Genomic DNA, 20,289 nt, shown 5'->3' with positions numbered 1-20,289 from the left:
ATTAGAAAAAGAATTATATTTCTCTTCTTCAATTTCGTTCCTCCAACCAATCTTGTGGCAATGTTTCATCTAAACGGACGAGGTCTTCTAATTGTTCGCGACGTGCGACAAGTTGATGACGCCCCTCTTTTACAAAGACGACAGCCGGCTTTGCGAGACGGTTATAATTGCTCGCCATAGCGTAAGTATACGCTCCTGTGCAGAAGAGTGCAATAATATCTCCGTCTTCCACTGCGCTAATATGTGCATCTTGAACGAGTTGGTCCCCCGACTCACAACACTTTCCAGCAATTGTGACAACTGTATCTTTCGGTGCGTTCATTTTGTTCGCAACGACCGCTTCATACTTTGCGTCGTAAAGTGCTGGACGAATATTGTCTGTCATGCCACCATCGACCGCTACATATTGTCGAACATTCGGTACTTCTTTTTGACTTCCGACTGTGTAAAGCGTTGTTCCTGCATCCCCTACGAGAGAACGACCAGGCTCGATCCAAATCGCAGGCATCGGATACTTGTATTGTTCCGCTAATTTCATTACCGCTTCTGTCATCGCCTTCACATACACATGCGGCTCTTCAGGAGCATCTTCATCGGTATAGCGAATACCGAATCCCCCACCTAAGTTCAACACAGAACAAATGAAGTGATCCTCTTCTTGCCACGTATGCATTTTTTGCATGAGCGCTTCCGCTGCACGAACGAAACCGTCCACTTCAAAAATTTGGCTACCGATATGACAATGCATGCCGAGAAGTTGCAAATGTTCATCATCTTTCAATTGTTGGAATGCACGATCTGCTTGGCCATTTTTAAGATCGAAACCGAATTTCGAATCTTCTTGACCTGTCGTAATGTAATCATGTGTCGATGCTTCAACCCCAGGCGTCACACGAATTAAAACGTTCATTTTTTGGTTGCGTTCTGCCGCAATTTGACGCAATAATTCAATTTCATAAAAATTGTCGATGACGATACAACCAATCCCTACTTCGAATGCATAACGTAACTCTGATTCGCTTTTATTATTTCCGTGGAAATGAATACGCTCTGCTGGGAAATTCGCACGTACTGCTGTATACAATTCACCTTCAGATACGACGTCGAGCGATAAACCTAATGTTTCAGCATATTGATATAAAGCGATATTGGAAAATGCTTTACTCGCATATGCGACTTGCGCTTTCACACCGAGTTGTTCAAATGTGTCGACAAATCCTTTCGCGCGTCGTTCAAAAAGTGCCATATCATAAACAATCGTCGGTGTGCTATATTCAGCAACAATTTCCGTTACATCGACACCGCCGATTTCTAAATGTCCTGCTTCATTCACTGTTTGTGTTCCGTGTAAAAACATAAAAATTCCCCCTTCTCTTCAGCTCGTACGTTCTATTATAGCGAAAAGAAGGGAGAATGTCTTGAACTAATTCATTTACGCTTCGCCAATCGTCTCAAAAATGAGCGGTTGTTTTTCTACTTTTGTTGCGCTAATTTGAATCGCTCGTTCAATTTTTTCTCGAGTCGTTGTCACGTCTTCTTTGTTGCTGTAAATCGTGACGAGCGATTCACCTTTTTTAACAACGTCTCCTATTTTTTTGTGTAAACGTAAACCGACAGCCATATCGATCTCGTCTTCTTTCGTCGCACGTCCTGCTCCGAGAAGCATCGCGGCTACTCCGATATCATTCGCGATAATTTTCTCGATATAACCATCTTGTGATGCGAGAACTTCAGACGTGTACGTCGCTTGTGGTAAACGCTTCGGGTCATCGACGATCGTTCCGTCTCCTCCTTGCGCTTCGATCATCTCTTTAAACAATTGAAGTGCTGAACCGTCTTCAATGACTGTTTTCAACATATGGCGTGCTTCTTCAAAGCTCGACGCTTTTTTTGCAGCGACGATCATTTTACTTCCGAGCACGTAACAAAGTTCTGTTAAATCTTCCGGCCCTTCACCTTTTAATGTCGCGATCGCCTCTTCAATTTCAAGCGCATTTCCGATCGCTTCGCCGAGAGGTTCGCTCATATTTGAAATGACTGCCATCGTCTGACGTCCGACCGCTTCACCGATATTCACCATCGCATGTGCTAACTGCTCCGCTTGTTCGACCGTTTTCATAAATGCACCTTCACCGACTTTGACGTCGAGCACGATCGCATCGGCACCTGCTGCAATTTTTTTACTCATAATGGAGCTCGCAATGAGTGGAATGCTATCGACTGTCGCCGTCACATCGCGCAATGCATAAATCTTTTTGTCCGCTGGCGTTAAGTTGCCACTTTGACCGATGACTGCCGCTTTCAATGTGTTCACTTGGTCGATAAATGCTTGTTCGCTCAATTCAATTTGGAATCCTTCAATCGCTTCTAGCTTATCGAGTGTTCCCCCTGTATGACCGAGACCTCGTCCACTCATTTTCGCAACCGGTACGCCACACGCTGCAACGAGCGGTACGAGGATGAGTGTCGTCGTATCTCCGACGCCCCCTGTCGAATGCTTATCTACTTTAATTCCTTCGATTTGCGAAAGGTCGATCGTGTCGCCACTATTGACCATCGCCATGACGAGATGACCTTGCTCTTCCGCTGTCATCCCTTGGAAATAAACCGCCATTAAAAAAGCGCTCGCTTGATAATCCGGAATCGTGCCGTTCGTATATCCTTCAATGAAAAATTCAATTTCCTCTCGCGTTAGTTCATGACCGTCACGCTTTTTTTCTAAAATATCGACAAAGCGCATCGTTATTTCACCTGCTCTTTCAATAAAGGTAAAAAGCTCGTTCCGTGTTCTGGAAGTGGCACATTAAAGTTGTCCGCAATCGTCGCTCCGATATCCGAGAACGTCTCGCGCACATCGAAAGCACGTCCCGTCATTTTTGGTGAGTATGCAAGGAATGGTACATATTCACGTGTATGGTCTGTTCCTGGCGCTGTTGGGTCGTTCCCATGATCTGCTGTTAAAATGAGCAAGTCATCTTCATCCATGCGCTCATAAATTTCCGGTAAGCGTGCATCGAATTCTTCCAATGCTTGACGGTATCCTTCTGGGTCGCGGCGATGTCCGAACATCGCGTCAAAGTCGACGAGGTTTGTGAAACTTAATCCATCGAATGGTTGCTCCATCACCTCAAGTAATTTGTCGACTCCGTCCATATTCGATTTTGTACGGACCGCATCCGTTACACCTTCTCCGTTATAAATGTCGTTAATTTTTCCGACAACGATCACATCTTTTCCAGCATCTTTCAATTCGTTCATCACTGTGCGACCAAATGGTTTTAAAGCGTAGTCATGACGGTTCGATGTGCGTGTGAAATTGCCTGGCTCGCCGATGAACGGACGCGCGATGACACGACCGACTAAAAATTCTGGTTGCAATGTCAATTCACGTGCGATTTCGCAAATTTCATACAGTTCTTCTAATGGCACCACTTCTTCATGTGCTGCAATTTGTAAAACAGGGTCCGCTGATGTGTAAACGATGAGCGCTCCTGTTTTCATATGTTCTTCGCCGTAATCTTCAATGACAGCTGTACCACTCGCCGGTTTGTTGACGATCACTTTACGGCCTGTACGTTCTTCTAACTGTTGAATAAGCTCTTCCGGAAAACCTTCTGGATACACTTTAAACGGCTTGTCGATGTTAAGGCCCATAATTTCCCAATGTCCTGTCATTGTATCTTTTCCGACAGAAGCTTCTTGCAATTTTCCGTAAATTCCTTTCGGTTGTTCCGTCGTTGCTAATCCTTCAATCGGACGGATGTTACCGAGTCCAAGTTCGACTAAATGTGGCACATCTAATCCACCTGTCGCGCGGACGATATTACCGAGCGTATCCGCTCCTTCATCGCCGAAGTTTTTCGCATCAGGCGCTTCTCCAATTCCTACTGAATCGAGTACGATTAAATGAATGCGTTTAAATAATGATGTCATCTATAATTCCTCCTCACGCACGTGGATGATATTGATCATACATCTCTTTTAAATGTTTTCTTGAAACGTGCGTATAAATTTGTGTTGTTGAAATGTCCGTATGTCCAAGCAATTCTTGTACCGCTCGCAAGTCTGCCCCATTCTCTACTAAATGTGTCGCAAAAGTGTGGCGCAACGTGTGAGGTGTTAAGTCTTGCTGGATATTCGCACGAATCGCGTACTGTTTGACAATTTTCCAAATGCCTTGTCGCGTCAAACGCTTCCCTCTCATATTAACAAAAAGTGGCGTTTTATCATATTGTTTTTGTAAAAAAGTAAGTCGCGTTTCTTCGATATATGTTTGTAACGCTTGTTTTGCATGCTTCCCTAAAGGTAAAATACGCTCTTTATTCCCTTTCCCAACGACGCGAATAAAGCCAATTTCGAGTTGTACAGAATCGATATCGCTATCGACGAGTTCCGAAACACGAATCCCTGTCCCATACAACAATTCTAACATCGCTCGATCTCGAACTCCTTGCGGTTTGCTCAAGTCAGGTTGAGCGAGTAAGCGGTCTACTTGCTCTACCGTTAAAATCGTCGGCAATGTTTTGGCGATTTGAGGCAATTGTAACAAAACAGTCGGATCGTGATTACTTAACTGTTCCCGGATTAAAAATTGATGAAACATGCGCAATGTCGAAATGTGTCGAGCGAGTGTGCGTGACGTGAGACCTTCCGTTTGTAACTGTTGTAAATAATCGACAATGAGTAAACGAGTCATTTGCTGCCACTCCGTTATCCCTCGTGCTTCCCGGTACTCATCATATCGCTTTAAATCTCGACGATACGCTTCAATTGTATTGTGCGCGAGCTGTCTTTCCACAATTAAAAAATGAATAAACTCATCGATTGCTTGCATGGGTATCCTCCCTTCAATAGAAAAAGGACGGCATGCGCCATCCTTTCTACTTCTTTTTATTTTCTTTCTGTTTACAACGTTTACAAATCCCGTGGAACGTAAGCCAGTGATCTTTCACTGTAAATTGAAAACGAGTTTCGACAATTTTTTCCACTTCGCCGAGTAAATCTTCTTGAATCTCATCTACTGAACCACATTCGATACAGATGAGGTGATGGTGGAAACGAGTCGCGCCTTCTTGACGCAAGTCATAACGTGCGACGCCATCTCCGAAATTAATTTTGTCGACGATTTTTAATTCAGTTAACAATTCTAATGTGCGGTATACAGTTGCGAGCCCAATTTCTGGCGCTCGTTCTTTTACGAGTAAGAAGACGTCCTCTGCGCTGAGGTGATCCTCTTCATTCTCAAGTAGTACCATAACAGTCGCTTCGCGTTGTGGCGTCAATTTATAACTTGCCCCGTGCAACTGCTTCTTTATTCGTTCAATTCGGCTTTCCATGACGACGCCTCCTTCAAGTCACTGTCTATTATATCAAATGAAGAAATGATGTGACAATAGAAAGCGTGTCGGTTTAACAACATGTTCATCATTCTCAACCTTCTATCTTTTTACTAACGAGTTATTTAGACTAATTATTATTTAGTATACGGGTACTGCTGTTGTACGTAAAGTAATGCGAATGCCGTTTTCGCATCGTAAATTTTCCCATCTTTCATCCATTGCAAAGCCTTCTCTAAAGAAACTTCATGAAGACGAACGAATTCATCCTCATCCCCTTCGCGTGGCGCACTCAATTTCTCAAGGTTAGACGCTAAATAGACGTGAATAATTTCATCGGCAAAGCCTGGTGATGTCGCAAATGATTGGACATGTTCCAATTTATGCGCTAAATAACCTGTCTCTTCTTCCAGTTCACGAAGCGCGCAATTTTCTAACGTTTCTCCCGCGTCAATTTTCCCTGCTGGAATTTCAATGATGGCACGTTCTAGCGCTTTTCGATACTGTTCGACGAGTACGATGTTTCCGTCCTCTGTCATAGCGATAATTGCGACCGCTCCTGGGTGTGTCACAATTTCTCGTTTACTTGGCAAGCCGTTCGGTAATTCAACATCGTCGACATGCAATGAAATGATCTTTCCTTCAAAAAGCGTTTCTCGTCTCACTGTTTTTTCTTCTCCGAATTTCATCTCGTCAACCCCTTTTCATATTCTTTTTCATTACATCTATTGTATCATGAGAATGAAGGGGGAACGATTATGAAGACTAGAACAATTGGTAAAAGCGAACTCGTCGTTTCTGAAATCGGACTTGGGTGCATGTCGCTCCCGACAAATCAAGAGGAAGCGCGCTCAGTCGTCGATGCTGCTTTAGATTATGGCATTACGTATTTCGACACAGCCGATTTATACGATGCAGGACAAAATGAAATCGCCGTCGGTCAAGCACTCAACAAACGTCGAAACGAGATCATTCTCGGAACAAAAGTCGGCAATGTGATGAATCCTGATGGGAAAACGTGGACGTGGAATCCATCGAAAAAACATATTATATCGAGCGTAAAAGAAAGTTTACGTCGCTTGCAAACCGATTATATCGACTTATATCAACTTCACGGAGGGACGATGGAAGATGACGTAGAAGAAACAATTGACGCTTTCGAGACGTTAAAAAAAGAAGGGCTCATTCGAGAATACGGCATTTCTTCCATTCGACCGACTGTCATTGAACGTTTTACAGAAATGAGCGATGGCGTTTCGGTCATGATGCAATACAATTTGCTCGACCGTAAAGCAGAGCAAGTATTTCCATTGCTCCAACAACGAAACAATAGTGTCATCGTGCGCGGCGCGATTGGAAAAGGTTTACTGACGGAAACATTCGCTAAACGCCTCGCTAACGACGCGGCATTCCCACCGTTTACGAACGCGCAACTTTCAGAGCTTCTGCCAAAAGTCGAAGCGATTGAACCGCATATGCAAGCTGCCGCCCTCCATTATTTATTACAGTCACCTGTTGTGGCGACGGCATTGATCGGCTCTCGCACAGTCGAACAACTGCAAAACTCTTTACATGCTTACAATCAAACAATCAGTGAAGATACATTGCAACAAATTGAACAGCTCATCCCATTTTATCCATACGTAGAACATCTTATCGATTTTGAGCGTTACAACTAAAAAAAGCATGGGGCGAAAATTCGCTCCATGTTTTTTATTATAAATCGAATGTCGCCGTTACCGGACAGTGGTCGCTTCCGAGCACTTCTGACTCGATCGTCACCGCTTGTAAACGGTCGGCTAGACGGTCGCTCATCATAATGTAATCGATGCGCCACCCGATATTGCGGTCTCGCGCTTTATTCATATAACTCCACCACGTATAAGCACCTTCTGCATCGGGATAAATATGTCGAAACGTATCGGTAAATCCTGCTTCTAAAAATACCGTATGTTTCGCACGTTCTTCGTCAGTAAATCCTGAATTGCCACGGTTCGGCTTCGGATTTTTCAGATCGATTTCCGTATGTGCGACGTTCAAATCCCCACAATAAATGACAGGTTTTTTCGCATCGAGCGTCTGTAAATAATGACGCACATCATCTTCCCATTCCAATCGCTCTTCTAAACGACTTAAATCACGTTTCGAGTTCGGTGTGTACTCCGTAATGACATAATAATTATCATATTCTAGCGTAATGATACGTCCTTCTTTTTCAGATATCGCTTCTCCCACCCCGTAATGAACGGAAAGCGGTGTATGCTTCGTAAAAATAGCTGTGCCAGAGTAGCCTTTTTTCTCCGCATAATTCCAATACATTTCATAACCTTCTAAATCTAACTCAATTTGTCCTTCTTGCAATTTAATTTCTTGCAAACAGAAAAAATCAGCATCCGCTTCATGAAAATAATCTAAAAAACCTTTTTTCACGACAGCGCGTAATCCGTTCACATTCCACGTTACGATTTTCAAACTATTCCTCCTTCCTGAATCGATTCAATTGTATAATGTTCTTTCGGTAAAACTGGTTGTTCTCCTAAGACGAGACGCGCAAGTTCCGCTCCGACGAACGGACCGACCGTTAAACCAGAAGCCCCGAGACCATTAGCCGTCCATACATTATTGGTCGACGGAACAGTCCCATATACGACAGAATACGTCGGTGTATGAGGTCGCACACCGACTCTCACTTCAAGTAAAGTCGCTTCTTCTAGTTTCGGAGCTACCGTGAACGCTTTGTCTAAAATAGAGTGAACCCCTCCTGCTGTCACGTTTAAATTCGTATACTCATCCTCATGCGTCGCCCCGCAAATGATGCGATCGTCTTGCGGAACGATATAATGATTACCATCTGGCATGACGACAGGTAAATGTGATACGTCTTCAGCTACTTGCAAATGTGCAATTTGAGCTTTTTGACCTCGCACTGGGAAAGGCACTTCAATGGAAGCGAAAGTTTCGGCAGCCCAAGCACCCGTCGCGATGACGATGCGGTCTCCTTCGACACGTTCACCATTTAAAGTGACGAATACCTCTTGTCCTTTGCGATGCAATTTCGCATCTCCTATGAGCTCTTTCAAATGATAACGACGCGCTGCTTCAAGTAGAGCACTTCGCAATTGCTTCCCGTCGACACGTGCTCCACCTGTGACGAATAAAGAGATAAATCGTTCATCGAGATAAGGAAAACGTTCCAAAGTTTCTCGTTCGTTTTGCGTGTCACATCGTCCGATTTCGGGCGCGTCTTCTGTTCGTTTTATAATTAACTTTTTGATTTTTTCTCTCTTTTTTTCATCTTCATATAGACGAACGACGCCATTTTGTGCATACCCGATTTGTTCGATCCCGTCTTCTTGCAACATTTGACGCAGCACATCGTAATATTTTGCTCCTTCTTTTGCCAAAGCATACCACGGCTTGTTGCGGCGTTGCGACAGCCAAGGAGCGACGATTCCTGCAGCGGCATCTGTCGCTCTTCCTCGTTCTTCACGGTCGATCAACGTTACCGCGATTCCTTGTCTTGCGAGATGGTACGCTGTACTCGCTCCGATAATTCCATTTCCGATTACGATCACGTTCATAAAGCTACCTCCACTTTGTATTCACTTCTTGTAGCTTATCAAAGTTTACGCTTTTTTTCAGAACAAAAAACTCGGTAGCTAAAACTACCGAGTTCAACTTAACTTAATAAAGTAGCATCGTTCACGAGTTGTTCTCCGCGTATTTTTTGGAATTCTTCCATCAACTTCGGAATCGTCAACGTCTTTTTCTCTTCTTCGCCTACTTGTAAAATGATTTGGCCTTTATCCATCATGATGAGGCGGTTGCCGAGGTCGAGTGCTTGTTGCATATTGTGTGTAACCATCACTGTCGTCAATTGGTCTTTTTCGACGAGTGTTTTCGTAATGTCTGTAATCGATGCCGCACGCGACGGGTCGAGTGCAGCTGTATGTTCGTCTAAAAGTAAAATGTTCGGGTTCGTAAAAGTCGCCATTAATAACGATAGCGCTTGTCGTTCTCCCCCTGACAACATGCCGACGAGTGTATTCATTCGATTTTCAAGATTAAGACCGAGCGTTTCAAGCGACGTTTTAAAATATTCACGACGCTCTTTCGTAACTCCGAGACGGAGGCGACGACGACGGTTTCGTGAATAGGCAATCGCTAAGTTTTCTTCAATCGTCATCGAAGGCGCGGTTCCTGCCATCGGGTCTTGGAAGACGCGTCCGATATATTGGGCGCGCTCATGTTCTTTCAATTTCGTCACATTGTTGCCTGCGATGTAAATATCGCCTGCATCTGGTGTGAGCGCTCCTGAAATCATATTGAGCATCGTGGATTTTCCCGCGCCGTTACTTCCGATGACCGTGACGAAATCTCCTGCTTGTAAATGTAAATCGATATGATCGAGCGCCACTTTTTCATCGGGTGTTCCTTCGTTAAACACTTTCCAAATTTGTTCAATTTTTAACAAGGAGATCCCCCCGTTCTGCATCCAATGCGGCGCGTCTTTGTAATTTTTTCTTTTTATTCCGTCGTTCTTCAAATAATCGCGGAACGACGAGCGCAATGACGACGATGATCGCTGTAATTAATTTCATATCACCTGGGTCTAAATTGATACGCAATGCAAATCCGAGAATAATGCGATAAATGACAGATCCGATAATGACCGCAAATGTCGTACGGACGATTGTCTTCGTTCCGAAAATGGCTTCTCCGATAATGACCGAAGCGAGACCGACGATAATCATTCCGACACCCATCCCGTTATCTGCGAATTTATTATATTGAGCGATGAGCCCACCTGCTAATGCGACGAGACCGTTTGAAATCCCGAGCCCTAAAATAATGAGGCGGTCTGTATTCGCGGAAAAACTGCGAATCATACGTTGGTTATTTCCTGTCGCACGAATTGCTAAACCAATTTCAGTTTGTAAAAAGAAGTCGACGATTAATTTTATAACGATAATGACGATAATCATTAACGCTAAAATACCGTAACTTCCTGGTAAGCTTTGCGCACCGAGTGCACTGAACATCCCGTTAATCCATCCGTCAATCGGCAATGTTTTCCAAAAGGCTAAAAAGGAGCTAAATACCGTCTCTTCATTTAACAGTGGAATGTTCGGACGTGTCACACTCGTTTCTGTCGACAAGCCCATAATACGCAAGTTGATAGAATAGAGCGCGATCATCATAATAATCCCGGAGAGTAGCGGATTAATTTTCCCTTTAGTGTGCAAAACACCTGTGATCGTTCCGGCAAAAAAGCCAACAATGATCGCAAGCAATGTCGCAACGATTGGAGAATAACCGAATGTGATCATCGTTGCGACAATCGCAGCTCCTGTTACGAAGCTGCCATCTACCGTCAAATCTGGAAAATCTAAAATACGGAATGTTAAATATACACCGAGTGCCATAATCGCATAAATGACACCTTGTTCAATTGAACCGAATAATGCAGCTAAAGCAAGCATCGATTATTCCCCCTTTCTTGTATTATTGTAATTCTGCGTTCCATTCTTCTTTAATTTCAATATTTAGTTGTTTCGCTTTCTCTTCGTTAATTTGTAAACGTAAGTTTTGTGGGACTTGGACTGGAATGTCTGCTGGCTTTTTGCCATCTTTCAAAATTTGAACAGCCATTTCTCCCGCTTCGTATCCGATATCGTAAAACTCGAATCCGAATGCTCCTAAACCACCGCGTTCTACTGAGTCGAACTCAGCAACGAACATCGGTAAATCATGCTCTTCCGCTACGCCTACGACAGATTCTAAAGCGTTGACGACTGTATTATCTGTAATGATGTAAATGCTGTCGACTTTACCGATTAACGATTCTGTCGCCTGTTTTACTTCAGCGCTCGATGATACCGCTGCATCAACGATTTCAACGCCGTATTGTTCAGCCGCTGCTTTCGCTTGATCAATTTGAACACGTGAGTTTTGTTCTCCTGAGTCAAATACCATTCCAATTTTCGTTGAACCTAATTCATCTTTTAAAAATTCGATACTTTTCGCGACTGCTTCCGGGTGGTTGTCTGTCGTTCCTGTAACGTTGCCACCAGGTGCTTCGTTCGAATCAACTAAGTTCGCTTCCACTGCGTTCGTCACCGATGTGAAAACGATCGGAATATCGTCTGTCGCTGCTTTCGCTGCGAGTGCGCTCGGTGTTGAGTTCGCAAAAATTAAATCGACTTGATCTCCGACTAAGTTCGTCGCAATTTGCGCGTTAATACTTTGGTCGTTCTGTGCGTTTTGCACGTCATATTTCACATCTAAACCAGCATCTTCTAAAGCTTTTTTAAATCCGTCAAATGCTGCGTTTAACGATGGATGTTCTACAATTTGTGTTACGCCGATGACGTATTGTTCTTTGTCACCGCTCGCTTCCCCTTCATTCCCTTCCGTCTCTGTCGACGGTTTGTCATCTCCTCCGCATGCTGCGAGCACGAATAGTGCCAATAATGCGAATAATGTAAATATATTCTTTTTCATTGAATAGCCCCCTTTGAATAGTTTCGATATAAATGGTATCGTACAATGTTCTTTTCATTCCGTCAATCTATTTTCATGATTTTTCTGAAAGTTCTAACGCTGTTAAAACGGCTTAAAATAGCGCTTAAGCTATGGCACTTCAATGATTCAACGCTTTAGTGTGCTGAAATAATATTTTCAAAAAAAGTTACTCATCACGAGTAACTTTCATTCAATATTTATTCATATTTTTGAATAGGTCCGTCATATTCCGCTAACAATTCTTCAAACGTTTTATTTTTTTCACGTTCTTCTCGCTCTTTACGTTTTCTTTCACGTTCTCGTTCTAATTGTTTTTTCTCTCGTTGTTGCGCTTCTTTTTTCACGGATTTTAACTCTTTTTGCAACGCTTCATTCAGTTGGTCGGCGAGTGTAAATTTTTCATCAGCCATTCGATACGCCTCTCTTTCTATTCATATAGTATACTTATTGTACCAAAATATTAAATGGAAGGTGATTCATTTGCGCTTACTGAAGCTTTTCATAAGTAGTATAGGCATTTTATTTAGTGCGTTCGTTTCCGTCGGATACTTATTGACGAACCGCATGATGTTCATCAAAAAGAAAGATCCTTCTACCATTTACGAACGTGAAATTTTACTCAATGAAGAACAGCGAAATTGGTACGAACGTGTTCCGAAAAAAGATATTCAAATCGATTCTAAACACGGCTACACAATTCACGCAACAGTCATTCAAACGATCAATGCACCTCGTTACGTCGTCTTTAGCCACGGTGTAACAGAAACACGGCTCAGCTCGATTCAATTTGCGATGTTATTCGAGCAGTTCGGGTATAACGCGATCATTTACGACCAACGCCGCCACGGAAATAGTGGAGGGAAAACGACTTCCTTCGGTTATTATGAAAAAGTCGATTTGCAAGCAGTCGTGCAATATGTGAAACATTGGAAAGGTCCTGACGTTGAGATTGGCGTACACGGTGTTTCAATGGGAGCTGCGACCGCTATTTTATACGGCGGAACGTACGAACACCATCCGTTATCATTCATCGTCGCCGATTGCCCATTTTCTAGCTTCTCCAAACAAATTACGCACATTGCACAAGGAGACACTTCTCCATATTGGACAGAACGTGCGGTGCAGTTAGCGAATTTGTTCATTCATTGGCGAGACGGCTACACGTTAAGTGAAGTATCGCCGATTCGCGTCGTCGACAAAGTTGATGTACCGATTTTATTCATCCATACGTTAGAAGATACGTTCATCTTGCCCGAGATGAGCGAAGATTTATACGAAGCTGCAAAAGAACCGAAGCAACTCGTCTTATTACCGAAAGGAAAACATGCGCTCGGCTATCGAAAAAACCGTGAAGCGTATCGAAATGCGATCGCTGACTTTTTACAGCACGTTAAAAAAGACTGACTCTCACGATGAGAAGTCAGTCTTTACGTTTTATTTTTTGTTTTTTTGCTTGTCACTTACACGGTTCATTTGATTCATCATTTGATTAATTTTCTTCTGTGATGGTTTTTGACCCATTTGCATCATCATCACACGTAACATCTCTTCGTTAATCGGTGGGTTTTCTTCCAAGTAGTTTTCCATATATTTTTTAGAAACCCAAAATCCGATGAAAACGCCGATAATTAAAGTAGCAAGTGCAATGAGGACTACCCAAATTGTACTCATGTCGTTCCTCCTTAACTGCTTTATTCGATAAACTGTCCACTTTGCATTATACAACGACTAATTCCGAATAGCAATAACTCGTTCATTCAAACGGTACGACGTCTTTCTTCTTTTCGTAATAAACAATCGCTCCTAATAGAATCATAGCGAACAGTCCGATGCTGCCGAGTTGAACCCACGTATAAAAAGGAGGATACCACGCACTGAACAGACGAGTAATGGAAAGCGGTAAAAGAATCGCTGCACAACCGATCACAGCTAAAATAACTCCTCCTGCAAGTTGCAATGCATTTTTCGCATACGTTCCGATCCACATCCCGACGATCGTTGCGACGAATGTGAAAAAGAATAATACAACGACCGTCATCCATAACCATTCCCCAATTGTCCAATCGAACCAAATTTCACCTAAAATTAACTCCCGAATCGGCACGTCGACGAAGTATAGATGACCGTTTCTTCCCATCAAATACGCATAGACGACAATCATAATGAAAGTAAGTATACTGCTGACCGTCATACTGGCGAGCCATTTCACAAAAGGCAAACGTCTGCCATATGTCGTACTGTATTGTAACGGAATCATTCGTTGCATGCGATCTTGATAATGAACGGGTGCTGTCATGAGTAAAGTGACGAGAACGACGATAAATACGGCAGACGTCGTTAAATTGTGAACGATGAGAAAAATTCGTTCAGGTTGCGCTGCAATCGTAGACTGTTCATACAATTGTTCGTAATAGTCAGGGGACGCTGCGTCACGATGACCGGGTCCATGTCGATTTTGCTCAATATATGTCTCATTTCCTTCATAAAAACTTAATAGGCGGTCATATTCTTGCCAAAGCCAAAAATTTTCCGAATCATTTGATTCAAAAATCCAATCGTCATATAGAGCGGAAGCCCGTTCTCCTCGTTCATTTTCTTCCCAAATAAGCTGTTGCCATTCTTCAAATGTGTTTACGCCTAATTGTTGGAGCTCTACATCGTTTTGGACGTACGCATCTAACCTTGTTTGATACAGTGCTGTTATTCGTTTGACATCTTCCCAATCCTCTTTTGTCATCGACGGACCGTATGTGTCGACGAGTTCCCGGTGGACGATGATGCTTGAAGCGGTAGATTTTCCTTGATTCATCATCCGAATATCATAATCTGTCAGCAACATATACGTAATGAAATGCGCACTTAAAACAAATAATAGGAGCGGAAGTGATCGGTATTTTTTACACTCATTCCAAAAGATTTTCATCACTCTACCTCCTGCCAATCTTTATTTTTAAAATGTCTCCATGCGAAGAGAGAAATGATTCCAATCGTGATCGCAGAAACGAGCAATGTTTTCCATTCAAAATGAGGGTCGAGCGTATAGCCTTTCCACATCATGAGCCAATGAGCAGTCCCTACGATGAGCGTCGATAAAGTGTAGGTCGCATAAATGAGTAAGCTTGAACTTTTTGAAATGAAAGCAGGCATGATAAATAATAGAAATAAAATCACGATCACGGCTGCCGTTGCGACATACGTTTGATGCCAATATAAACTGATCGCCCACGTTAAACAGACGATGAGCACGACAATGGAAAGACCCATTCCCCACTGCACCGATACATATTGAATAAATGTGAAAGGATACCATGTCATAAATAAGTTCGGTCCTTCTACATTCCAACTACTGCTCACATAACTCGTCCATAAAGACGGAGTCGTATAAAGCGCGATATACGAACCGATCGATAACAAAAATAATCCAACATACGTACTGCTTGCGACAAATAAACTCGACAACCATTTCGCTATTTGAACTTTTCTTCCGACCGTTGAGCTATAAACGACGGATGCTGTGCGATGTTCGCGCTCGTAACTCGTCAGCAAGGCAGTAATTAAAATAGCGATTAACACCGATTCCATCAGTACAGCACGCATCAGTTTCCCGAACAGTGCATCATGTTGACTAAAAAGAGCGTTCGGCGCGTAATGAGTCGGCGCTTCTTGTTCAATCAATTTGGAAAATCGCATTTCTAATGCTGGAATATGCTTGCGTAATGTCTCCGCTGCATTTCCTGTTAATCCGTCCATCCGAACAATTTGTTCCACTTTTTCCTCTACTTGTAACGCAGCACGCTGCTCGTGTAATGCGATAAAATGATCCCAATACACTTCTTCTGTCAACAATTTTAAAAACTTCTCATCTTCTATGACATTCCCTTTGTTTAATGCTTGTTGATATACCTCAACGAGCGTCGCCTCTCCTTTTCGCAACGATTCACTCGCTTGTTGATTCATTTTTTGTTGTTCTTCCATCATCTCATTCGTCCACACGATTTGAGGTTCATTCACTTGCAAAAAACGCTTCACATCCGAACGAACGTAGTCATTATTCCATAAAAACAAGCCATTCCATAAGAGCGCTACGATAAAAAATATATAAAAGATGCGCAGCGACAATACTTTTTTCACTTCTTGTCCTACGATTCGCCTCATCGCTCTACCTCATCTCGATACTCAAATAAAAAGACATCTTCTAATTGAGGCGGTACTTCTTTCGCTCCTTGTACAGGCTCTGTCGTAATAAAACGAATGTCCATCCCGCCTGTTTGTTGACGCTCACTTACAATTAAGTGCTCGCTAGCGAAAGAAAGGTATCGGTCATCTGGAACAAACATTTCGAACACCTGTCCTTGAAGTGATTGGCAAATATGAGGAACGGTATGCGCATATCGAATACGCTTATTTTGAATCATAATAATTTCATTCGCGATCGATTCGACATCGCTCACAATATGAGTTGAAATGAGAACGATTCGATTGCGCGCTAATTTTGTTAAAATCGAACGAAAACGTGCGCGCTCTTTCGGATCGAGTCCTGCAGTCGGTTCATCGAGTACGAGAATATCAGGTTGCCCTAATAAAGCTTGCGCAATCCCGACACGTTGAATCATTCCGCCTGAAAATTGCTTCATTTTTTTCTTGCGCACGTCAAACAGCGCAACTTCTTCCAATAATGTCGGAATTTGTTCTCGCAATTGTGCTTTCGAAATCCCTTTTAACGTCCCGATATAATATAAAAATTGCTCTGGATTGTATTGTTTATAAAATCCGAACTGTTGAGGCAAGTAACCGACACGTGCCCGATACTCACTTCCAAGCGCTTCAATCGGTACACCATCCCATAAAATCTCCCCTATTGTTGGACGGGTTAATGTCACAATCATTTGCATTAATGTCGTTTTCCCCGCCCCGTTTGGTGCTAATAAACCATACACTCCTGGCGATAACGTTAATTGAATATCTTCTAGAGCTGTAAACGATCCGTATGATTTTGTCACATGATCAATCGTAAGCATAGTAATCTCCTCTTTCTACGCGCATACAAAGGCGCATCACTTCTTGATAAAATAAAACATATAAAGCGCACAATAAAAAAGTAGCGACGATGAGTTCTCCTACATGAAGAGTCATTTCATTGATATTTAAACGCATCATAAAACCATTTCCACATAACCAAATCCCCCACCATAAGACGCGCCATAAGTAAAATCGAACGTGTACTGTTAAAAGAAAATGACCGAATGTTAAGATGAGAATACTCCCATTCATCAGAAGGGCCATTATCCAAAAGTTCGGCATTTGAAACGAGAGCGCACTACAGGCAAATAAGCTTGTTTGAATGACGAGTACTGCGCTAACGAGTATTAACAGATGGGCTGCCATCACTTGCATACTCGTATAGCGCGTCGTCATTTCTAACTCGTACGTTCCTGCTTCTTTTTTGCGCCAAAAGGTCAATAGTAAAAAGCTCGCAAAAAGTAAAGGGATACTTACCAAAATAGATAGACGATTGGAATATGAAGATTCAGATAACGTCGCCGCATTCGTGACGATGAGACTGATCAAAACGATTGCGCTTATACAATAGATAATTAACTGCTGTGTGATTAGACGCCATCCAATCATCGTCCATAACTGTTTGAATAACTGCGTCTGAGACATCGGCTTTTTCATCTCATTTAAAATGAATTGAATCGACTGTTCTTTTTGTTCATCCGACGGGTACGGAATCGGGCGATTGTTTTCCATTTTTATTCCTCCCATGTTGAGCGCACCATTTGAAGCGCACGATAATATTTTGTTTTTACAGTAGAAAGAGGCCAATGTTCTTGCTCCGCAATTTCTTTTAAGGTGTACGCTCCGAACCATTTTAAGCGAACGATCATTTGCAAGTCAGGCGACAATTGTTGAATCGCTTCCATCACTTCTTCGTAACGTTCTTCTACTTCAGGACCTATTAATTCTTCTACTGCCTCATACATCGTCCAATCCTCCACATAGTCTGTACGTTTCATATGCTGGTAGGCTTTCGAACGATAATAGTCGATTAAATGGCGAGACGCGATACGATAGAGCCACGTACGAAAAGAAGATTGTTTAGCATCATACGTAGGCAAACTTTTCAACATGCGAATCATCAATTCTTGTGTCAAATCAAAAGCTAGTGTTTCATTTAACGTCTGTTTATAAAAATAACGATACATTTCATCGTAATAGTGTCGAATGATCTGTTCCGCGGCATCTCGATCTTGCTTTTTTTGTACGCGGCGAATGTGGCGCTGTTCTACTCGATTTGTCCATTCCGTCATGATGCATCTCCTTTCTATTCATACATTCGTAAAAAATTTAAATAAAGTTTCAAAAACAGAAAAAAATCGATGAAGTCTTCACTTCATCGATTTCTTTACCCTATTATTAAGCGAGCAATGTTTTCACACGTGCGACAACATTGTCTACTGTAAATCCGTATTCTGCCATTACGACATCGCCAGGTGCACTTGCGCCGAACGTATCGATTCCAAGTACATCGCCATCTGTACCTGTATATTTATGCCAACCTAATGAAGAACCCATTTCGATTGCAAGACGTTTCGTCACTGCTTTCGGCAATACTTGTTCTTTATATGCCGCATCTTGTGCATCGAAACGATCCCAAGAAGGCATCGAAACGACAGAAACGATAATATTTTCTTTTTCAAGTGCTTTTTGCGCTTCTACCGCTAGGCTCACTTCAGAACCTGCAGCAATTAAAATCGCATCTAAGTCGCCATTCGCTTCTGAAACGACGTATGCTCCTTTACCGACACCTTCAAATGCGCGCTCTTTCGTCGTCGGTAAAACAGGTAAATCTTGACGTGAGAGAACGAGTGCTGTCGGTGTTGATTCAGATGTTACCGCGTAGTACCAAGCTGCTGATGTTTCGTTCGCATCTGCTGGGCGCATGACCGATAAGTTTGGCATTGCACGGAAGCTTGCTAAATGTTCGATTGGCTCGTGTGTCGGACCATCTTCTCCTACTGCGATACTATCATGTGTGAAGACGTAAGTGACAGGTAAGCCCATCAATGCTGATAAACGAACAGCTGGACGTACGTAGTCACTGAATACGAAGAATGTTGCTCCGTACACTTCAAGTCCACCGTGTAACGCCATTCCGTTCAATGCTGTACCCATTGCGAATTCACGAACACCGAACCAAATGTTACGGCCTGCATACTGTTGTGAAGGTAAGAAGTCTCCTTCGCCTTCCATCATCGTTTTGTTTGAACTTGCGAGGTCAGCACTTCCACCAAACAATGAAGGGACTGCTTTTGCAATCGCATTGATCGCTTTATGTGAAGCAGAACGTGTTGCAATCGATTCACCTTCTTCGTAGGTCGGCATCGCTTCCTTCACATCGACTGTCAATTTGCGGTCGATTGCATCGCCTAATTGTTTTGCTAATTGTGGGTGCGCTTGTTCATACGCTTCAAACATTTTATTCCATTCAGCTTCTACTTCGCGACCGAGCGTTGTCGTCGCTTCTTTAAATGTTTCATACACTTCTTCAGGTACATGGAATGGTTCGTGCTCCCAAGCGTACGCTTCTTTCGTAAGTGCCATCTCGTCTGAACCGAGTGGTGCACCATGCGCTGCTGATTTTCCTGATTTATTCGGTGAACCGTAACCGATGACTGTTTTAATTTCAATCATTGTTGGACCGCCATCATTTGCTTTCGCTTGAGCGATCGCTGCATTTAATGCGTCCACATCGTTTCCGTCTTCAACGCGGATGTAATTCCAGCCGTATGATTCGAAACGCTTTTGAATATTTTCAGTGAATGACATGTCGAGTTCGCCATCTAATGAAATATCATTACTATCATAAAGAACGATCAATTTATTTAATTGCAAGTGACCTGCTAATGAAATCGCTTCTGCTGCGACTCCTTCCATTAAGTCACCATCTCCACATAATGCGTACGTGTAGTGATCGACTACATTAAAGTTATCACGATTGTAAGTCGCTGCTAAATGACGTTCTGCCATCGCCATTCCGACAGCCATTCCGACACCTTGTCCGAGCGGTCCTGTCGTCGCTTCAACGCCAATTGTATCTCCGAATTCAGGGTGTCCTGGTGTTGCTGAACCCCATTGGCGGAAGTTTTTAATTTCTTCCATCGGTAAATCATATCCTGATAAATGCAATAAGCTATAAAGTAACATCGAACCGTGGCCTGCTGATAAAACGAAACGGTCACGGTTGAACCAATTCGGATTATCCGGGTTATGATTCATCTGTTTCGCCCATAGCGTATAAGCCATCGGAGCAGCTCCCATCGGAAGTCCTGGGTGACCAGAGTTCGCCTTTTCAATCGCATCAATCGATAATGTACGGATCGCATTAATCGCTAATTGATCTTTTTCTTTTGTCATCAGTTTTGTA

General features: G+C 42.8%; 21 protein-coding genes. 2 read left to right on the top strand and 19 right to left on the bottom strand.

The genetic code is table 11. From position 1 onward, the window contains the following. Nucleotides 1-28: 28 nt before the first annotated feature. From lysA to ACFQ0V_RS06490, 6 genes are all read right to left on the bottom strand, one after another. Complete coding sequence (gene lysA / locus ACFQ0V_RS06515) at nt 29-1,357, bottom strand: diaminopimelate decarboxylase (RefSeq protein WP_381011233.1); 1,329 nt, start codon at nt 1,355-1,357, stop codon at nt 29-31. 75 nt (nt 1,358-1,432) lie between these two features. Continuing rightward, entirely contained in the window at nt 1,433-2,740 is a 1,308-nt protein-coding gene (locus ACFQ0V_RS06510; RefSeq protein ID WP_381011230.1) for a pyrimidine-nucleoside phosphorylase, read from the bottom strand. A 2-nt stretch (nt 2,741-2,742) separates the two neighbouring features. After that, nucleotides 2,743-3,933, bottom strand: a complete 1,191-nt coding sequence (gene deoB, locus ACFQ0V_RS06505; protein WP_381011227.1) for a phosphopentomutase — start codon at nt 3,931-3,933, stop codon at nt 2,743-2,745. A 13-nt stretch (nt 3,934-3,946) separates the two neighbouring features. Further along, a complete protein-coding gene (xerD, locus tag ACFQ0V_RS06500) occupies nt 3,947-4,834 on the bottom strand; it encodes a site-specific tyrosine recombinase XerD (RefSeq protein WP_381011224.1) in 888 nt (295 codons plus the stop codon). Nucleotides 4,835-4,880: 46 nt separating this feature from the next. Beyond that, nucleotides 4,881-5,336 (bottom strand): ferric iron uptake transcriptional regulator, encoded by a 456-nt coding sequence (gene fur, locus ACFQ0V_RS06495; RefSeq protein ID WP_194561503.1) that lies wholly within the window; start codon nt 5,334-5,336, stop codon nt 4,881-4,883. A gap of 137 nt (nt 5,337-5,473) precedes the next feature. Continuing rightward, nucleotides 5,474-6,025: an NUDIX domain-containing protein gene (locus tag ACFQ0V_RS06490; RefSeq protein WP_381011221.1), complete on the bottom strand. Its 552-nt coding sequence runs from the start codon at nt 6,023-6,025 to the stop codon at nt 5,474-5,476. Between the two features lie 69 nt (nt 6,026-6,094). On the opposite strand from ACFQ0V_RS06490, the gene ACFQ0V_RS06485 reads away from it, so the two are divergent. Then, the gene (locus tag ACFQ0V_RS06485; protein ID WP_381011218.1) at nt 6,095-7,015 is read left to right on the top strand and encodes an aldo/keto reductase; all 921 of its coding nucleotides are present in this window, start codon (nt 6,095-6,097) and stop codon (nt 7,013-7,015) included. A gap of 37 nt (nt 7,016-7,052) precedes the next feature. Here ACFQ0V_RS06485 and ACFQ0V_RS06480 read toward each other — a convergent pair whose 3' ends face one another. The 6 genes from ACFQ0V_RS06480 to ACFQ0V_RS06455 form a co-directional block, all read right to left on the bottom strand. Further along, the gene (locus ACFQ0V_RS06480; RefSeq protein ID WP_381011215.1) at nt 7,053-7,808 is read right to left on the bottom strand and encodes an exodeoxyribonuclease III; all 756 of its coding nucleotides are present in this window, start codon (nt 7,806-7,808) and stop codon (nt 7,053-7,055) included. Continuing rightward, complete coding sequence (locus tag ACFQ0V_RS06475) at nt 7,805-8,917, bottom strand: NAD(P)/FAD-dependent oxidoreductase (protein WP_381011212.1); 1,113 nt, start codon at nt 8,915-8,917, stop codon at nt 7,805-7,807. Before ACFQ0V_RS06475 ends, ACFQ0V_RS06480 begins: the two co-directional genes overlap by 4 nt. Before the next feature lie 98 nt (nt 8,918-9,015). After that, complete coding sequence (locus ACFQ0V_RS06470) at nt 9,016-9,810, bottom strand: ABC transporter ATP-binding protein (RefSeq protein ID WP_381011209.1); 795 nt, start codon at nt 9,808-9,810, stop codon at nt 9,016-9,018. Continuing rightward, complete coding sequence (locus ACFQ0V_RS06465) at nt 9,797-10,819, bottom strand: ABC transporter permease (RefSeq protein WP_381011207.1); 1,023 nt, start codon at nt 10,817-10,819, stop codon at nt 9,797-9,799. Before ACFQ0V_RS06465 ends, ACFQ0V_RS06470 begins: the two co-directional genes overlap by 14 nt. A gap of 22 nt (nt 10,820-10,841) precedes the next feature. Then, nucleotides 10,842-11,840, bottom strand: coding sequence for an ABC transporter substrate-binding protein (locus ACFQ0V_RS06460; RefSeq protein ID WP_381011206.1), 999 nt, complete (start codon nt 11,838-11,840; stop codon nt 10,842-10,844). A gap of 218 nt (nt 11,841-12,058) precedes the next feature. Continuing rightward, a complete protein-coding gene (locus tag ACFQ0V_RS06455; protein WP_381011203.1) occupies nt 12,059-12,271 on the bottom strand; it encodes a DUF3886 domain-containing protein in 213 nt (70 codons plus the stop codon). Between the two features lie 70 nt (nt 12,272-12,341). Here ACFQ0V_RS06455 and ACFQ0V_RS06450 point away from each other — a divergent pair, with 70 nt between their 5' ends. Continuing rightward, complete coding sequence (locus ACFQ0V_RS06450; protein ID WP_381011200.1) at nt 12,342-13,265, top strand: alpha/beta hydrolase; 924 nt, start codon at nt 12,342-12,344, stop codon at nt 13,263-13,265. A gap of 30 nt (nt 13,266-13,295) precedes the next feature. On the opposite strand, the gene ACFQ0V_RS06445 is transcribed toward ACFQ0V_RS06450, so the two are convergent. The 7 genes from ACFQ0V_RS06445 to tkt all read right to left on the bottom strand — a co-directional run bounded on the left by ACFQ0V_RS06445 (nt 13,296) and on the right by tkt (nt 20,279). Beyond that, a complete protein-coding gene (locus tag ACFQ0V_RS06445; RefSeq protein WP_194561494.1) occupies nt 13,296-13,532 on the bottom strand; it encodes a YneF family protein in 237 nt (78 codons plus the stop codon). Nucleotides 13,533-13,614: 82 nt separating this feature from the next. Continuing rightward, a complete protein-coding gene (locus ACFQ0V_RS06440; protein WP_381011197.1) occupies nt 13,615-14,784 on the bottom strand; it encodes a hypothetical protein in 1,170 nt (389 codons plus the stop codon). Then, nucleotides 14,784-16,016, bottom strand: coding sequence for a hypothetical protein (locus ACFQ0V_RS06435; protein ID WP_381011195.1), 1,233 nt, complete (start codon nt 16,014-16,016; stop codon nt 14,784-14,786). The genes ACFQ0V_RS06440 and ACFQ0V_RS06435 overlap by 1 nt, the downstream gene beginning before the upstream one ends. Beyond that, complete coding sequence (locus tag ACFQ0V_RS06430; RefSeq protein WP_381011192.1) at nt 16,013-16,879, bottom strand: ABC transporter ATP-binding protein; 867 nt, start codon at nt 16,877-16,879, stop codon at nt 16,013-16,015. The genes ACFQ0V_RS06435 and ACFQ0V_RS06430 overlap by 4 nt, the downstream gene beginning before the upstream one ends. Further along, complete coding sequence (locus tag ACFQ0V_RS06425) at nt 16,866-17,612, bottom strand: hypothetical protein (protein WP_381011189.1); 747 nt, start codon at nt 17,610-17,612, stop codon at nt 16,866-16,868. The genes ACFQ0V_RS06430 and ACFQ0V_RS06425 overlap by 14 nt, the downstream gene beginning before the upstream one ends. A gap of 2 nt (nt 17,613-17,614) precedes the next feature. After that, complete coding sequence (locus tag ACFQ0V_RS06420; RefSeq protein ID WP_381011187.1) at nt 17,615-18,172, bottom strand: RNA polymerase sigma factor; 558 nt, start codon at nt 18,170-18,172, stop codon at nt 17,615-17,617. A gap of 106 nt (nt 18,173-18,278) precedes the next feature. Further along, complete coding sequence (gene tkt / locus ACFQ0V_RS06415; protein WP_381011184.1) at nt 18,279-20,279, bottom strand: transketolase; 2,001 nt, start codon at nt 20,277-20,279, stop codon at nt 18,279-18,281. Between the last annotated feature and the right edge of the window lie 10 nt (nt 20,280-20,289).

Source organism: Savagea faecisuis (assembly GCF_042675605.1).
Taxonomy (GTDB): Bacteria; Bacillota; Bacilli; order Bacillales_A; family Planococcaceae; genus Savagea; species Savagea faecisuis.
The sequence above is the reverse complement of the archived record's forward strand: the minus strand, read 5'-3'. Positions and strand labels throughout refer to the sequence as shown.

What these genes read in the sequence shown, in the direction of transcription:
- deoB (WP_381011227.1), bottom strand. Translation starts at nt 3,933, where the DNA reads ATGACATCATTATTTAAACGCATTCATTTAATCGTACTCGATTCAGTA.
- ACFQ0V_RS06455 (WP_381011203.1), bottom strand. Translation starts at nt 12,271, where the DNA reads ATGGCTGATGAAAAATTTACACTCGCCGACCAACTGAATGAAGCGTTG.
- ACFQ0V_RS06440 (WP_381011197.1), bottom strand. Translation starts at nt 14,784, where the DNA reads ATGAAAATCTTTTGGAATGAGTGTAAAAAATACCGATCACTTCCGCTC.
- fur (WP_194561503.1), bottom strand. Translation starts at nt 5,336, where the DNA reads ATGGAAAGCCGAATTGAACGAATAAAGAAGCAGTTGCACGGGGCAAGT.
- ACFQ0V_RS06485 (WP_381011218.1), top strand. Translation starts at nt 6,095, where the DNA reads ATGAAGACTAGAACAATTGGTAAAAGCGAACTCGTCGTTTCTGAAATC.
- tkt (WP_381011184.1), bottom strand. Translation starts at nt 20,279, where the DNA reads ATGACAAAAGAAAAAGATCAATTAGCGATTAATGCGATCCGTACATTA.
- ACFQ0V_RS06510 (WP_381011230.1), bottom strand. Translation starts at nt 2,740, where the DNA reads ATGCGCTTTGTCGATATTTTAGAAAAAAAGCGTGACGGTCATGAACTA.
- lysA (WP_381011233.1), bottom strand. Translation starts at nt 1,357, where the DNA reads ATGTTTTTACACGGAACACAAACAGTGAATGAAGCAGGACATTTAGAA.
- ACFQ0V_RS06425 (WP_381011189.1), bottom strand. Translation starts at nt 17,612, where the DNA reads ATGGAAAACAATCGCCCGATTCCGTACCCGTCGGATGAACAAAAAGAA.
- ACFQ0V_RS06475 (WP_381011212.1), bottom strand. Translation starts at nt 8,917, where the DNA reads ATGAACGTGATCGTAATCGGAAATGGAATTATCGGAGCGAGTACAGCG.
- ACFQ0V_RS06490 (WP_381011221.1), bottom strand. Translation starts at nt 6,025, where the DNA reads ATGAAATTCGGAGAAGAAAAAACAGTGAGACGAGAAACGCTTTTTGAA.
- ACFQ0V_RS06460 (WP_381011206.1), bottom strand. Translation starts at nt 11,840, where the DNA reads ATGAAAAAGAATATATTTACATTATTCGCATTATTGGCACTATTCGTG.
- ACFQ0V_RS06435 (WP_381011195.1), bottom strand. Translation starts at nt 16,016, where the DNA reads ATGAGGCGAATCGTAGGACAAGAAGTGAAAAAAGTATTGTCGCTGCGC.
- ACFQ0V_RS06465 (WP_381011207.1), bottom strand. Translation starts at nt 10,819, where the DNA reads ATGCTTGCTTTAGCTGCATTATTCGGTTCAATTGAACAAGGTGTCATT.
- ACFQ0V_RS06430 (WP_381011192.1), bottom strand. Translation starts at nt 16,879, where the DNA reads ATGCTTACGATTGATCATGTGACAAAATCATACGGATCGTTTACAGCT.
- xerD (WP_381011224.1), bottom strand. Translation starts at nt 4,834, where the DNA reads ATGCAAGCAATCGATGAGTTTATTCATTTTTTAATTGTGGAAAGACAG.
- ACFQ0V_RS06445 (WP_194561494.1), bottom strand. Translation starts at nt 13,532, where the DNA reads ATGAGTACAATTTGGGTAGTCCTCATTGCACTTGCTACTTTAATTATC.
- ACFQ0V_RS06420 (WP_381011187.1), bottom strand. Translation starts at nt 18,172, where the DNA reads ATGACGGAATGGACAAATCGAGTAGAACAGCGCCACATTCGCCGCGTA.